11 protein-coding genes are annotated in these 14,799 nt (G+C 69.4%); 6 read left to right on the forward strand and 5 right to left on the reverse strand.

Features of this window, described 5'->3' with window-relative positions:
- Positions 1-238: 238 nt before the first annotated feature.
- The 4 genes from FHS98_RS05890 to pstS all read right to left on the reverse strand — a co-directional run bounded on the left by FHS98_RS05890 (position 239) and on the right by pstS (position 4,052).
- Complete coding sequence (locus FHS98_RS05890) at positions 239-1,099, reverse strand: phosphate ABC transporter ATP-binding protein (protein WP_208402065.1); 861 nt, start codon at positions 1,097-1,099, stop codon at positions 239-241.
- 20 nt (positions 1,100-1,119) lie between these two features.
- On the reverse strand, positions 1,120-1,959 hold the full coding sequence (gene pstA, locus FHS98_RS05895) for a phosphate ABC transporter permease PstA (protein ID WP_167101427.1): 840 nt from the start codon (positions 1,957-1,959) through the stop codon (positions 1,120-1,122).
- 11 nt (positions 1,960-1,970) lie between these two features.
- The gene (gene pstC, locus FHS98_RS05900) at positions 1,971-2,933 is read right to left on the reverse strand and encodes a phosphate ABC transporter permease subunit PstC (protein WP_243847870.1); all 963 of its coding nucleotides are present in this window, start codon (positions 2,931-2,933) and stop codon (positions 1,971-1,973) included.
- A gap of 81 nt (positions 2,934-3,014) precedes the next feature.
- A complete protein-coding gene (gene pstS, locus FHS98_RS05905) occupies positions 3,015-4,052 on the reverse strand; it encodes a phosphate ABC transporter substrate-binding protein PstS (RefSeq protein ID WP_167101430.1) in 1,038 nt (345 codons plus the stop codon).
- Between the two features lie 386 nt (positions 4,053-4,438).
- Between pstS and FHS98_RS05910 the strand changes: the two genes are divergently transcribed.
- The 6 genes from FHS98_RS05910 (at position 4,439) to FHS98_RS05935 (ending at position 13,323) form a co-directional block, all read left to right on the forward strand.
- The gene (locus FHS98_RS05910; RefSeq protein WP_341786031.1) at positions 4,439-5,521 is read left to right on the forward strand and encodes a D-alanyl-D-alanine carboxypeptidase family protein; all 1,083 of its coding nucleotides are present in this window, start codon (positions 4,439-4,441) and stop codon (positions 5,519-5,521) included.
- 58 nt (positions 5,522-5,579) lie between these two features.
- Positions 5,580-6,818, forward strand: coding sequence for a L,D-transpeptidase family protein (locus FHS98_RS05915; protein WP_167101436.1), 1,239 nt, complete (start codon positions 5,580-5,582; stop codon positions 6,816-6,818).
- Positions 6,819-7,030: 212 nt separating this feature from the next.
- Positions 7,031-7,642: a murein L,D-transpeptidase catalytic domain-containing protein gene (locus FHS98_RS05920; protein WP_167101774.1), complete on the forward strand. Its 612-nt coding sequence runs from the start codon at positions 7,031-7,033 to the stop codon at positions 7,640-7,642.
- Positions 7,643-7,706: 64 nt separating this feature from the next.
- The gene (locus tag FHS98_RS05925) at positions 7,707-9,239 is read left to right on the forward strand and encodes an OpgD/OpgG family glucan biosynthesis protein (protein WP_243847871.1); all 1,533 of its coding nucleotides are present in this window, start codon (positions 7,707-7,709) and stop codon (positions 9,237-9,239) included.
- Positions 9,240-9,375: 136 nt separating this feature from the next.
- Positions 9,376-11,295 carry a glucans biosynthesis glucosyltransferase MdoH gene (gene mdoH, locus FHS98_RS05930; RefSeq protein ID WP_167101439.1) on the forward strand — a complete coding sequence of 640 codons (1,920 nt, stop codon included), beginning with the start codon at positions 9,376-9,378 and terminating at the stop codon, positions 11,293-11,295.
- Between the two features lie 81 nt (positions 11,296-11,376).
- Positions 11,377-13,323, forward strand: a complete 1,947-nt coding sequence (locus tag FHS98_RS05935; RefSeq protein ID WP_167101442.1) for an OPT family oligopeptide transporter — start codon at positions 11,377-11,379, stop codon at positions 13,321-13,323.
- On the opposite strand, the gene FHS98_RS05940 is transcribed toward FHS98_RS05935, so the two are convergent.
- Complete coding sequence (locus FHS98_RS05940) at positions 13,320-14,720, reverse strand: helix-turn-helix domain-containing protein (RefSeq protein ID WP_167101445.1); 1,401 nt, start codon at positions 14,718-14,720, stop codon at positions 13,320-13,322. The genes FHS98_RS05935 and FHS98_RS05940 overlap by 4 nt on opposite strands.
- Positions 14,721-14,799 lie beyond the last annotated feature (79 nt).

Genomic DNA, 14,799 nt, shown 5'->3' on the forward strand with positions numbered 1-14,799 from the left:
CTGCACCGGCGCCTTTCGCATCACGCCGAAAGTCCCCCGGTGCAGCCGCCAAACCCTTCAGGGCCAGCCACCGGCTCGCAAGAGCCCCGGCACCGCCCGCCCCGCCGTCAGGCTGATGACGGCCGCGCCGGCCACCCCTTTTCGCCGGGAAAGCCGCGCCCGCAAATCCAACATGCATGGAAAAGGGGCGGCCCCGCCATCGCGGAGCCGCCCCTTTCCCTTGAACCGCCGGGAGGGATCAGCCGAAGCGGCCGGTCACATAATCGCGGGTGCGCGTGCTCTGCGGGCGCTCGAACAGTTCGGCCGTGGGGCGGAACTCGATCATCTTGCCGAGGAACATGAAGCCCGTGTGATCGGAGATGCGCGCCGCCTGCTGAAGGTTGTGCGTGACGATCACGATCGAGAAATCGTTGCGCAGCTCCATCAGCGTCTCTTCGAGCTTCGCCGTCGACACCGGATCGAGCGCCGAGGCCGGCTCGTCGAGCAGCAGCACTTCGGGCTCCACCGCGATGCCGCGCGCGACGCACAGGCGCTGCTGCTGCCCGCCCGACAGGCCGAGGCCCGAGGAGGAGAGCTTGTCCTTCACCTCGTCCCACAGAGCGGCGCGGCGCAGCGAGCGCTCGACGATCTGGTCCATCTCGGCCTTGGACTTCTTGTGATAGAGCCGCACGCCGAACGCGACATTGTCGTAGATCGACATCGGGAAGGGCGTCGGCTTCTGGAACACCATGCCGATCCGCGCGCGCAGCGCCGACACGTCCAGATTGGCCGGATCGATCTGCACATCACCATCCCGCGCGCGCAGACGGGCGACGCTGCCGCGATCGGACAGGATGTCCTTGCCGTCGAGCAGGATGCGCCCGGTCGCCTGCTGGCCCGGATAGAGATCGTAGATCTTGTTGAGCGCGCGCAGCAGCGTCGACTTGCCGCAGCCCGAAGGCCCGATCAGCGCGGTGATCTTGTTGCGCTCGATCGGCAGGTCCACCCCGAAGAGCGACTGGTTCTTGCCATAGAAGAAATCGAGCTTGCGGGCTTCGAGCACCAGCGTGTCGGCCGGCGGCACATGCATGATCGGCGCGTCGGTCGAGGCCGAGATCATCGAGGCGGGGGCTACGTCGTTCATGGGCGATGCGTCTCCCGGGCGAGCATCCGCCCGATGGTGTTGACGGCGAGCACGGCCACGGCGATCAGCAGCGCGCCCACCCAGGCAAGGCGCCGCCAGTCGTCATAGGCCGAAAGGGCGAACTGGAAAATCGTGGTCGGCAGGCTGGCCATCGGCTGCGTCAGGTTCGCGCTGAAGAACTGGTTGCCGAGCGAGGTGAAGAGCAGCGGCGCCGTCTCGCCCGAGATGCGGGCGAAGCCGAGCAGCGCGCCGGTGAGGAGGCCCGCGCCGGCCGCCTTCCAGATGACCGAGCGGATCACGAAGCCGCGCCCCGCGCCCAGCGCCATGCCCGCCTCGCGCAGCGTGTTGGGCTGGAGGGTGAGCATGTCCTCGGTGGTGCGCGTCACGATCGGGGCCGCGAGCAGCGCCAGCGCCACGGCGCCGGCATAGCCCGAGAAGCCGTGGAACGGCCGCACCAGGATTTCGTAGACGAACAGGCCGACGAGGATCGACGGGGCCGAGAGCAGCACGTCGTTCAGGAAGCGGACGGCGTGGCCATAAGGCGTCTGCCCGCCATATTCGGCCAGCCATGTGCCGGCGAGGATGCCGACCACGATCGCCAGCACCATGCCGATCGCGCACATGAAGATCGAGCCGGTGATGGCGTTGGCGAGGCCGCCGACCGAGCCCGGCGCCGGCTGCGTCATGGTGAAGATGTTGAGGTCGAGGCCGCCGATGCCGTTCACGACCAGCGACCAGAGGATGAACACCAGCGCGCCGAGCGCGATCAGCGTCGCGGCCCCGCACAGGCCGACGAAAATGCTGTTGGTGATCTTGCGGCGAAGCGCGCGGTCCATGCGATCCGTCCTCAGTGCTTGTCGCTGGCGAGCAGCGCGCGGGCGGTGGCCAGCACCGCGAAGGTCAGCAGGAACAGCACCAGCCCGAGCGCGACGAGCGCGGAGGTGTGCATGTCGCTGGTGGCTTCGGCGAACTCGTTGGCGATCGTCGAGGCGATCGTCGATCCGCTGTCGAACAGCGAATGGGGGAAGCCGTGCGAGTTGCCGATGATGAAGGTGACGGCCATCGTCTCGCCCAGCGCGCGGCCGAGGCCGAGCATGATGACGCCGACGGTGCCGCGGCGGACATAGGGCAGCATCACCTGCGCCACCACCTCGAAGCTGGTCGAGCCGAGGCCATAGGCCGCCTCGCGCACCTGGCTCGGGATGGTGAGCAGCAGCTCGCGGAACACCGCCGACATATAGGGTAGGATCATGATCGCGAGGATCATCGACGCGGTGAAGATGTTGGCGCCGTTGGGGATGCCCGCGAAGAGCTGGCCCAGCAGGCCGTTGGGATCGAGGTCCATCAACAGCGGCATCTGGATGTGCAGCGCGAACCAGGGCGCCAGCACGAACAGGCCCCACATGCCATAGACGATGGAGGGGATGCCGGCGAGCAGCTCGACCGCGATGGCGATCGGGCGCGAAATCCGGCGCGGGCAGAATTCGACGAGGAACACCGATACGCCCAGCGCCAGCGGCAGCGCGATGACGAGCGCGAGGATCGAGGTGACGATCGTGCCCACGATCGGGCCGGCCGCGCCATAGACCTCGGTGACCGGGTTCCACTCGCTGGAGAAGAGGAAGCCGATGCCGAACTGGCGGAAGGCGGGCCATCCGCCGATCGCAAGGCTGACGACGACCCCCGCGAGCGCCGCCATCAACAGGGTGGCGGCCGAGAAGCACAATGTGCGGAAGATCATCTCCCCCGCCGCACCCTGCCCTCGGGCTGGCTGGGACGCCGTCTCGATGTCCATCGTCGTGGCTGTCATTCACCCCGCCTATGCGTTGGCGGGGGCGCATCAGCACCCCCGCCGTTCACGACCTGATATCCCGGCCGAAGCCCAGGGATATTACTTGCTGACGTAGACCGGCTTGCCGCCGGCCTTGACGTTCGCGACCCACTGCTTGCGGATCAGCGCCTTCACCGTCGCCGGCAGCGGCACATAATCGAGAGCCGAGGCGGCCGCATCACCATTCTTGTAGGCCCAGTCGTAGAACTTCAGAACCTGCTCGCCCGACTGCGGGTTGGCCTGATCCTTGTAGACGAGGATGAAGGTCGCGCCGGTGATCGGCCACGAGTTCACGCCCGGCTGGTCGAGCAGGAGCAGATAGTTGCCCGGCGCCTTCGCCCACTGCGCGCCGGCAGCGGCGGCCGCGAAGTTCTGCGCGGTCGGCTGCGGGAACTTGCCGCCCTTGTTCTGCACCAGAACATAGGCCGCGTGGTTCTGCTTGGCGTAGGCATATTCGACATAGCCGATCGAGCCCGGCGTCTGCTTCACGAAGGCGGCGACGCCGTCATTGCCCTTGCCGCCGAGGCCGGTCGGCCAGTTGATCGAGTCGGACGCGCCGACCTTGTCGGCCCACGCCTTGCTCTTCATCGAGAGATAGGAGGTGAAGAGGAAGGTGGTGCCCGAACCGTCCGAACGGTGGACGACGGTGATCGGCAGCGCCGGCAGCTTCACGCCCGGATTGGCCTTGGCGATGACCGGATCGTTCCAGGTCTTGATCTGGCCGTAGAAGATCGCGGCGAGCATCGGGCCGGTCAGCTTGATCTGGCCGGCCGAGATGCCGGGGATGTTCACGACGGGGACGACGCCGCCCACCACGGTCGGGAACTGGAAGAGGCCGGCCGCATTCAGGTCTTCCGGCTTCAGCGGCTTGTCGGACGCGCCGAAATCGACGGTCTTCGCCTTGATCTGCTTGATGCCGCCGCCCGAGCCGATCGCCTGATAGTTCAGGCCGATGCCGGTCTGCGCCTTATAGGCCTCGGCCCACTTCGCATAGACGGGGGCCGGGAAGGTCGCACCGGCGCCGGAGATGTCGGCGGCGGGCGCAGCGGATGCGAACAGCGCGGCAACGCCGGCGGCCGCGACGAAAGTCTTGAACATGGTGCGTGTCTCCGAACGCCGGCACTCCCCTCCGGCTGGCCCGTCCCTAGGTAGCCCCTGTTACGACACTGTGACAGCGCCGGAGAGGGCGTCACAATTCGGGGCGAAGACAAGGAAATCCGCCGTCGAGGGTGGGGCGATGGACACGCCGCCGGAATGGATTCGCCCGCGAATCGACTCGCCCGGCGGTGCATCGGGGGCGGCGATCGGGCGGCGGACCGCGCGGGCGCTGCGGCCACCCGTTAACGGGAAACGCTCGCCCGTGACATCAGCGGTTGGCGATCGGGGTTGCGCGGCCTATCTTTCCCTTGAGGCGCTCCGCCTCGTTTTTCAGGGCTGGAAGCTTGCGGATTCCTCATTTCACGCCGCGCACGGGCAGGCGCGCGGTGCTTTTGCCGACACATCCCGCGCGCCGTTCCGTTTCGGGCGCACTGGCGATCTGGATAGCCACGACGCTGGCCATATTGCTGGGGGTCATCGCGCCCGCGCAGGCGGTCAAGCCGCGCTACGCGGCGTTCCTCGTCGATGCGAACACGCGCGAGACGCTCTACACCAACGCGCCGGACGAGCCGCGCCATCCCGCCTCGCTCACCAAGATGATGACGCTGTACCTGACCTTCGACGCGATCGAATCCGGGCGCCTCAAGCTCAGCGATCCGGTCTTCGTCTCGCGCCACGCGGCGGCGCAGCAGCCCTCGCGCCTCGGCCTCGCCGTGGGGCAGAGCATCAGCGTGGACAATGCGATCTCCGTCGTCGCGGTGAAGTCGGCCAACGACATCGCCGTGGCGCTGGCCGAGAAGCTCGGCGGCTCCGAGCCCGCCTTCGTCGACATGATGAACGCCAAGGCGCGGATGCTGGGGATGCGCAACACCCATTATGCCAACGCATCGGGCCTCACCGATTCCACCAACGTCACCACGGCGCGCGATCTCGCCATCCTCTCGGTGGCGCTGATCCACGACCATCCGCGCTTCTACCGCTATTTCGGCGAGCGCGATTTCGTGTGGCAGCGCTCGACGCTCATCAATCACAACCATCTGCTCGGCAAGATGGTCGGGCTCGACGGGATCAAGACCGGCTACACCGTCGATTCCGGCTTCACGCTGGCCGCCTCGGCACAGCGCGGCGACCGGCGGCTGATCGCGGTGGTGCTGGGCGAGCCGAGCATCGTGGTGCGCAACCGGGATGCGGCGGCGCTGCTGGAGGCGGGCTTCTCCGTGCTCGATCGCCGGGCGCTGGGCCAGACGGCGACGGTCGCCGCGATGCTGCCGACGCTCAACCATCCCGCGCTCCGCATCGAGCCGCCCGTCGAGCAGGGCGCGGCCGACGACGGCGACCGGCGCGTATCCCACCGTCGCCACCATGCCGCCCCGGCGCGCCATGCCCGCGCCACGAAGGCCAGGAGCAAGGCCAAGGCGAAGCACGAATCTGCGACGCACCGAAAAGCAACGCATCGACATCATCGCTGAGTTGGGCCTAGGGTGAGCGCCCGCGCCGGACATCCCCGGCGCGCCCGAAGGGGTCCGCATGTCGACGCCGCGCGCCGCCGCTGTGACCTTGCCGCTGGCCGCGGCCGCGACGCTCATGGCCGGCTGGGCGGCGTATCACCACGACTGGTCGGGGAAGTCCTCCCCGTCCGTCGCGCAGCCCGCGCCACCGCCGCCGCCTCCGAAGCCGCATTGGTCGCCGGCGACCGTGAACCAGTTGCTCGCCGCCGTCGAGGCATCCCGCGACGAGGGGTTGCGCCCGGCCGATTACCAGAAGGCCGCGCTCGCCGATGCGGTGAAGTCCGGCCTGTCCGGCCCGGCGCTCGAAGCGCTCGCCACCCGGTCCGCGGTCGCGCTGGCGCATGACTATGCCTATGGCCGCATCGTCCATCGCGAGAAGTTCAACTGGCATATCGGCAATCCCGTGCCGCCCGTCGCGGCGCGCGAGGCCGATCTCGCCAACGCCGTCAACGAAGGCCGCCTCGCCGGCTATCTGACAGGCCTGCTGCCCCGCGATCCCCGCTATGTCGCGCTGCGCCGGGCGCTCGCCGACACGCCCGCCAGCGAGCTTCAGCGCATCGCCCATATCCGCGCCTCGATGGAGCGCTGGCGCTGGATGCCGCGCGCGCTGGGCGACGACTATATCTGGGTGAACGTGCCGACCTACCGGCTGGCGCTCTACGAAGGGGATGCGCCGGTCGCGATGCACGATGTCGTGGTGGGCGCGCGCAAGACGCCGACGCCGCTCATCTCGGCGAATGTCGGCTCGGTCATCGTCAATCCGTGGTGGACGCTGCCGCCGACGGTGCTGGCCGAGGGGCATGTCCGTGCGGGCAGCAAGGGCTATGTCGTCGGGCGCGCCGGCAACGGGCAGATCCGCATCCGCCAGCGCCCCGGCCCGAAGAACGCGCTCGGCCGCGTGAAGATCGACATGCCCAACGCCTATGCGATCTACCTGCACGACACGCCCGCCAAGACCCTGTTCGACAAGCCGGACCGCGCGCTCAGCCATGGCTGCATCCGCGTGAAGGACATCGCCCGCCTCGCCGGCCAGCTCGCCAGCCCGGACCGGGTGGACGATGCCATGTCCACCTATGCGACGCGCACGCTGCATGTGCAGAAGACGATGCCCGTCTACGTCGTGTATTTCACCGCCGCCCCGGACGAGAATGGAGAGGTGGAGACCTATTCCGATCCCTACGATCAGGACGGCGCAATGATCGCCGCGCTCGATCATGACCGGATGCCGACGACGACACCGATCCGTCACACTTCTTAAGCGATGAACGCCCCGGAGCGACGAGCGGTGTGTTAACCACGCCGAATCACGCATAATGTCCCGGAACGATCCCCACTTGTTATCGAAGGCTACTATCCGCCTCTGTTATAAGGGGCATCGGGATAGTTGGGCGAACAGCAAGGAATTTGTGGGTGAGTCTTAATCGTACGGCGGCTTTGTCGCGCCGTGACATTCTCCGCACCGGAACGATTGTGACGGCGGGGCTGATCGCCGGTCCGGCGATGGCCCAGATCAACAGCGGCCTGCCCGGCCTCGCCCGCCCGACGGCGACGGCGATGCCCGCCAGCCCCATGACGATCCGCCCCGATCTGTTCCGCCGCGCGCTCCAGGCCCTGCAAAAGCATGGCGACCGCATCCAGAAGCGGGACCGGATCGCCCTCGTCGATTTCGACCTTCCCTCCTCCCAGCCGCGCTTCCACATCGTCGATCTCGATTCCGGGCGCAGCCGCAGCCTGCTCGTCGCCCACGGCCGCGGCTCCGATCCCGAGCATACCGGCTGGCTGACGCGCTTCTCGAACGTGGTCGGATCGGCCGCCTCGTCGGACGGCGCCTATCTCACCGGCGACATCTATGTCGGCCAGCACGGGCGCTCGCGCCGGCTCTACGGCCTCGATCGCTCCAACAGCAACGTGCAGGAGCGCGCGATCGTGGTGCATTCGGCCTGGTATGTCGGCGCGGACATGATCGCCCAGCACGGCAAGCTCGGCCGCTCGGAAGGCTGCTTCGCCCTCTCCGCTTCGGACCTCGAGGACACGCTGGCGACGCTCGGCCAGGGACGGATGATCTACGCCGACAAGGTGTGATCGAAGGGCATGTCGTTGAACCCGGCCTTGAAAAGCGGGGGCCGGCACCCGTATCTCTCCCGTTATGACCAACACGACGCGACGTGACCTCCTCGCCGCGCTGGGTGCTGTCGCCGCCCTGCCATCCGGCCGTCTCTGGGCCGCCGCCACCCGGGGAGAGGCGCATCCCTTCTCCTGGGAGAGACTGAAGGCGGACGCCGCGGCGCTCGCCCGCCGGCCCTGGACGCCGCCCCCGCCCCCACCGGTGGGCGTCGGCCGGATCGACTATGACGCGCTGAACTCCGTCCAGTACAAGGCCGCCGCGACGCAGCTTCGCGGGCCGACGGGCGGCGGCGTGCGCTTCTTCCCGATCAACCATTTCCAGCCCACCCCGGTCGAGATCTTCCTCGTCGAGGGCAATATGGCGCGGCCCTTCCACTACAGCCCCGCCTTGTTCGACATGCCGGCGGACAGCCCGCTCGCGGCGCTGGGCAGCCATGGCGGCTTCTCGGGCTTCCGTGCGATGAACGCGGCGGGGACGAGCGACTGGCTGGCCTTCGCGGGCGCCTCCTATTTCCGCTCGGCCGGCGCGCTCGACCAGTACGGGCTCTCCGCGCGCGGCATCTCGATCAACAGCGGCGGGCCGGAGACGGAGGAGTTCCCCGCCTTCACCCGCTTCTGGCTGGGGCGCGGGGCGGACGGATCGCTGCTGGTCGACGCGCTGCTCGAAGGGCCGAGCGTGGTCGGCGCCTATCGCTTCACCAACCGCAAGACCGACGCGGGCGTGATCCAGGATGTCGAGCTGACCCTCCACCTGCGCCGCGACATCGCGCGGCTGGGCCTCGCGCCGCTGACCAGCATGTTCTGGTACGATCAGGCCGAGCGCGCCCGCGCGACCGACTGGCGGCCCGAGATCCACGATTCCGACGGGCTGCTGATCCTGAACGGCAGCGGCGAGCGCCTGTGGCGCCCGCTCTCCAACCCCAACGGGCCGACCGCCAACAGCTTCGCGGACCATGATCCGCGCGGCTTCGGCCTGCTCCAGCGCGACCACAAGCACGATCATTATCAGGACGACGGCGTCTTCTACGAGAAGCGACCCTCGCTCTGGGTCGAGCCCAGGGGCGATTGGGGCGCGGGCTCGGTGATGCTGGTGGAGCTTCCCACCAGCGACGAGACCAACGACAATATCGTGGCGTTCTGGACCCCGGCCGAGCCCGCCAAGGCCGGCCAGCGGATCGACCTTTCCTATCGCCTGCGCTGGATCGCCGGCGAGCCGCTGCCCGAAGGCCCGGCGCGCGTGGTGGACGACTGGCGCGGCGCGGCGGGGCGGCCCGGCCAGCCCGTCGTCGCCGGCGCCACCAAGATCGTGATCGATTTCGAGGGCAGCGCGCTCCGCGGCCTCGGCCGGTCGAGCGGGGTGCGCGCGGACCTCAGCGTCGGGCGCGGCAAGGCCGAGGGCGTCGTCGCCTATCCGGTCGTCGGCCAGCCCGATCGCTGGCGCCTGATGGCCGACATCACGCCCGAAGGCCGCGAGCCGGTCGACATCCGTGCCGCCCTTCGCCAGGGCAGCACGCCGCTCACCGAAGTCTGCCTGGCGCAGATTCCCGGTCAATGACGCACCGCACGCCCATCGCGGCGGGGAACCGCCCTGACGCGGCCGGGTTGTCGCACCGGCATCGCCGCGGCACAGCGGCGCGGATCGACGGATGGCTGCGGGCACCGGCCGTTCCTTGCACGACGAGGATGGACGCTTGAACGACAACCGAAGCGGATCGGGCGGTCCCGCCGCCGCCCGCCCCTGGGGGCCGAGCCACGCCGCGCCCGACATGCCCGGCGAGACGCCGATCGCCATGCCGATCCAGTCGCTCGACACCGCGCCCGATCCGGTCGCCCCGCCGCGCACCTCGCCGCACGGGATGCTGGAGCGCCGCCTGCTGCTGGTGCTCGGCACGCTGGTGATCGGCACCTTCGGCGCGGGCGAGATCACGCGCAGCCTGTCGAGCGACGGCATCTCCGGCATCGACGTGGTGCTGATGCTGCTGTTCTTCGCGCTGTTCGGCTGGATCGCCTTCGGCTTCCTCAACGCCTTCGCGGGCTTCCTGCTGCTGATGTCGGGGCGATCGGTGCCGACGCCGGCGGCGGCCCCCTCCGCGCTCCCGACGGGGCGCACCGCCATCCTGCTCCCGATCCACAACGAGGAGGTGGAGCCCGTCTTCGCGCGGCTGCGCGCCATGACCCGCTCGATCGCGGCGGCGGGCGGCACGGACCTGTTCGAGATCTTCGTGCTGAGCGACAGCCGCCCCGAACGCGAAGTGGCCGAGCATCGCGCCGTCCGCCGCCTGCGCGCGCTGAGCCCGCTGCCGATCTGGTATCGGCGTCGCCTCGTCAACGAAGGCCGCAAACCCGGCAACATCGCCGACTGGGTGCATCGCCACGGCGGCGGCTACGACTATATGCTGATCCTCGACGCGGACAGCCTGATGAGCGGCGCCGCCGTGATGCGCCTCGCCGCCGCCATGGACCGCCACCCGCGCGTCGGCCTGCTCCAGACCATCCCGATGGTGATCGGCGGCGACACGCTGTTCGCCCGCTGGCAGCAGTTCGCGGCGCGGCTCTACGGGCCGGTCTTCTCGGCGGGGCTGCTCTGGTGGTCGGGCGCGGAGGCGAGCTTCTGGGGGCATAACGCGATCATCCGCGTCACCGCCTTCGCCGAGGCCTGCGGCCTGCCCAAGCTGCCGGGGCCGGAGCCGTTCGGCGGCCACATCATGAGCCACGACATGTACGAGGCGGCGCTGCTCCGGCGGCGCGGCTGGGCGTGCCACATGGTCGCGATGCAGGACGGCACCTACGAGGAATATCCGCCCACCTTCGTCGAACATGCCCAGCGCGATCGCCGCTGGTGCCAGGGCAATCTCCAGCATCTGCGCGTGCTCGACACGGCCGGGCTGCACTGGGTGAGCCGGCTCCAGCTCCTGATGGGCGCGTCCGCCTATCTCACCTCGCCGCTGTGGCTGATGCTGCTCGGCGTGAGCGCGATCGTGGCGGCGCATTCGGAGGGCGAGATCCAGATCATCGCGCCGTCCGGCTGGCTGCTGGCGCTGACCGTCGTGCTGCTGTTCGGGCCGAAGCTGATGGCGGTGTGGTGGATGCTGCTCCAGCCCCAGCGGCGCGGCGGCTTCGGCGGCGGCAAGGCGCTGGTGAAGAGCGTGGCGCTCGACATCCCGCTCTCCGTCCTCGTCGCGCCGATGATGATGATGACGCAAACGCTCGCCGTCATCGACATCCTGCGCGGCCGCAAGAGCGGCTGGGAGGCGCAGAACCGCGTCTCCGACGGCATCTCCCTGTCGGATGCGGCGCGGCACAACCGCTGGCACCTCGCGGTCGGCGGGGTGATGGCGGTGGCGGCGGTGCTGGGCGTGCAGTCCGCGATCTGGATGGCGCCGATCTTCGCCGGGCTGCTGGCCGCGCCGCTGCTGGTGGCGTGGACGTCGCGCGCCTCGCTCGGGGCACGCACGCTCCGGCACCGGCTGTTCCTGATCCCCGAGGAACTGCGCCCCACCGCGCTGATCCGCGACGCCCGCCCCTCGGCCGAGGATCGCGGCGAGCCGCCCGCGATCACCGAGGAACGCCGCTGGCGCGCGCTGGGCAAGCTCAGCCATCAGCCCTCCTGAGCCGCCCGCCTTCGGAAAAAGCGTTGCCGCGACGCCCGCGCTCGCCGACAAGGGCCGCAAGAACGGTCCACAGGAGCAGGCATGACGCGGGCGGGTACGGATAAGGAACTGACGATCGGCGCGCTGTTGCTGGGCGTGCTGCTGACGCTGATCTTCACCGCCGCCAACGTCTTCCTCGGCCTGCGCGTCGGCCTCACCTTCGCGACGTCGATCCCGGCCGCCGTCATCTCGATGGCGGTGCTGAAGGCGCTGCGCCAGTCGGGCATCCTCCAGAACAACATCGTCCAGACGGTCGCCTCAGCGGCGGGGACGCTGGGCTCGATCATCTTCGTGCTGCCCGGCCTCGTGATGGTCGGCTGGTGGGCGGACTTCCCCTTCTGGCAGAGCTTCCTGATCTGCGCGACGGGCGGGCTGCTCGGCGTGATGTTCTCGATTCCGCTGCGCCGCGCACTGGTGACGGGATCGGACCTGCCCTTCCCCGAAGGCTGCGCGGCGGCCGAGGTGCTCAAGGTCGGCGACGGCACCGATGAAGGCGGCGTCGAGGAGAGCAAGGCCGGCCTCGTCGCGATCCTCTACGGCACCGGCGTGTCGGCGCTGTTCGCGCTGCTCACCGCGATGCGGCTGACGGCGGAGGAAGCCTTCGCCTGGTTCCGCGTCGGCCCGGCGGCGACGGGCGTGGATTTCGGCCTGTCCTTCGCGCTGATGGGCGTCGGCCATCTGGTCGGCCTGTCGGTGGGCGCAGCGATGCTGTTGGGGCTCGGCATCGGCTTCGGCGTGGCGACGCCCTTCCTGACATGGCTGCACGCGACGCCGGGCCTCGCCGCCGACGCCGCGCTGTCGGTGTGGAGCGGCGAGGTCCGCTTCATCGGCGCGGGCGTGATCGGCGTGGCGGCGCTGTGGACGCTCGGCCGGCTGATCGCGCCGATCGTGCGGGGCCTCAAGGAGGCCGCCGCCTCGTCCCGCGCGCGCAAGGGTGAGGGCGGCACGCTCCTCCCCGTCGAGGAGCGCGACATGCCCGTGCCGATCGTCGGCGCGATCACCGGCGCGCTGCTGATCCCGACGCTGGGCCTGCTCCACCATTTCGCAGGCAGCGGCCCACTCGCCCCCTTCGCATGGCCGCTGGCGATCGGAGGGACGCTCTACGTCTACCTCGCCGGGATCATCGTCGCCTCGGTGTGCGGCTATATGGCGGGGCTGATCGGGGCGTCGAACAGCCCGCTGTCGGGCGTCGGCATCCTCGCCATCGTCGGCGCCGCGCTGCTGCTCGCCATCGGTGTCGCGCCGTTCGTATCCAGGGAGGCCGCGCCGCAGATGGTGGCCTTCGCGCTGTTCGCGACATCGATCATCTTTTCCGCCGCGACCATCTCGAACGACAATCTTCAGGATCTCAAGACCGGCCAGCTCGTCGGCGCGACGCCGTGGAAGCAGCAGGTGGCGCTGGTGGTTGGCGTGATCGCCGGGGCCGTCACCATCCCGCCCGTACTCAACCTGCTGGGCGACGCCTATGGCTTCGGCAACCCGACGGCCGCGCACCCGAGCCCGCTGCCCGCCCCGCAGGCGCTGCTCATCAGCGCGCTGGCGCGCGGCGTGCTGGCCCATGATCTCGACTGGAGCCTGATCGGCATCGGCGGGGCGATCGGCGCGGTGCTGATCGCGTTCGACGGGATGCTGGGCCGGATGGGCAAGCTTCGGATGCCGCCGCTGGCGGTGGGCATCGGCATCTATCTGCCGATGTCGGCGACGCTGCCCGTCATCATCGGCGCGTTCATCGGCCACTGGTGGGAGAAGAAGAACCCCTCGCCCGCCGCGCAGCGCATCGGCGTCCTGATGGCGTCCGGCCTGATCGTGGGCGAGAGCCTGTTCGGCGTGGCGCACGCCATCCCGATCTCGATCACCCGCCTGCCCAAGCCGCTCGCGGTGGTGGGCGACGGCTTCGAGACCTACGCGATGGTGGGCGGCACGCTGCTGTTCGTGGCGCTGCTCATGCTCTGCTACCGCAAGGCGACGCGGCTGGGGCGGAGCGTCTAGGTCGCGCGGAAGGGATAGGGCGATGCGGGCCGCTGATATGGGTGGAGGTCCATCGCCCGCGTGACCGGCGGGAGCGCGCGCTCGGGGCAATCCGGCCGCTCGCAGAGATGGCAGGCCGGGCCGATCGGGATCGGCGTCGCGCTCAGCGCATCGGCATAAGCGATCTGGTCCGCGTGCTTCGCCTCGCAGCCGAGCACGATCGTCACCAGCCCCGGCGCCGCCGTCCGCGGCACGGCACGGGCGAAGCTGACATAACGCACCTCGTCCGGCGCCTCGACCAGCGCGGCGATCGTCTCCCCCGGCAGACGGAAGGCCCGCTGCACGCCCCAGCGCGGGCAGCCCCCGCCAAAACGCGCGATCGGCATCGTCTCGCCGGCATAGCGCTTCGAGACATTCCCCGCCGCATCGAGCTTGAGCAGGAAGAACGGCACGCCTCGCGCACCCTGCCGGCCGAGCGTGGTGAGCCGGTGCGCCGCCTGTTCGTAGGAAACGCCGAAGCGAGCGGCCAAAAGATCGATGTCATGCCGGCTCGCCTTCGCGGCCTCGGCGAAAGGCGCATAGGGCATCAGGATCGCGGCCGCCGCATAATTGGCGATGGCCACGCGGGCGAGCGCGGCGGCCTCCTCGTCGGGCGGTCCGGCACGCTGGACGGCCTCCGTGATCGCCTCGCCCAACGTGAGCAGCGCAAGCTGGTAGGCGACGCCGAACAGCCGGCTGGCAGGAGGCAGACGCTCGGCCAGCATCAGCCGGCGGCGGTGGAAGTCGTAATGGCGCAGCGTCCCCGCCAGCACATCGTCGGGCACCACGCGCACCGCCACGCCATGCCGCTCGTCGAGCCGCTTCAGCATCCCCGCATGGAGCGCCTCCGGCCCCTGCCCCAGCTCCTGCGACAGCGTCTCGGCCAGCCCGTCCAGCTCACTGAAATGATTGCGCCTGCCGTCGAGATATTCGCGCAGCCAGTCGAGCGGCGAGGCCATCGGCGACGGCGCGGAGCCGAGCTGCTCCATCCGCTCGGGCATCCGGCGCAGATCGGTGAGCGCACGGTAGAGGCGGGTCACGGCCTCCGCGACGCTGGGATAATTCTCGGCGACCTCCATCACCTCGTGGCGCGGAATGCCGATGTCGCGGACCAGCCCGTCCGCGAAGATCTCGTGCAGGTCGCTCGCCGCCGCCTCGTTCGCGCCGGCGACGAAATCGCGCATGTCGATGTCATAAGTGCCGGCGAGGCGCAGCAGCATCTGCGCGGTCAGCGGCCGCTGGTTGCGCTCCAGATGGTTGAGATAGCTCGGCGAAACGCCCAGCTCCTCCGCCATGCGCGTCTGGTTCAGCCCCAGTTCCCGCCGCAACACCCGAAGGCGCGGACCCAGATAGAGCTTGCGATCAGCGGCCCCGGTCATGACTGAGAAACTGTCACATCATGACAGTCTGAACAAGTCATGTCCTGACCTGCCGTCACTCATCGTCCTTCCGGGTGGG

It is taken from the genome of Sphingomonas oligoaromativorans, assembly GCF_011762195.1.
GTDB classification, from domain to species: domain Bacteria; phylum Pseudomonadota; class Alphaproteobacteria; order Sphingomonadales; family Sphingomonadaceae; genus Solisphingomonas; species Solisphingomonas oligoaromativorans.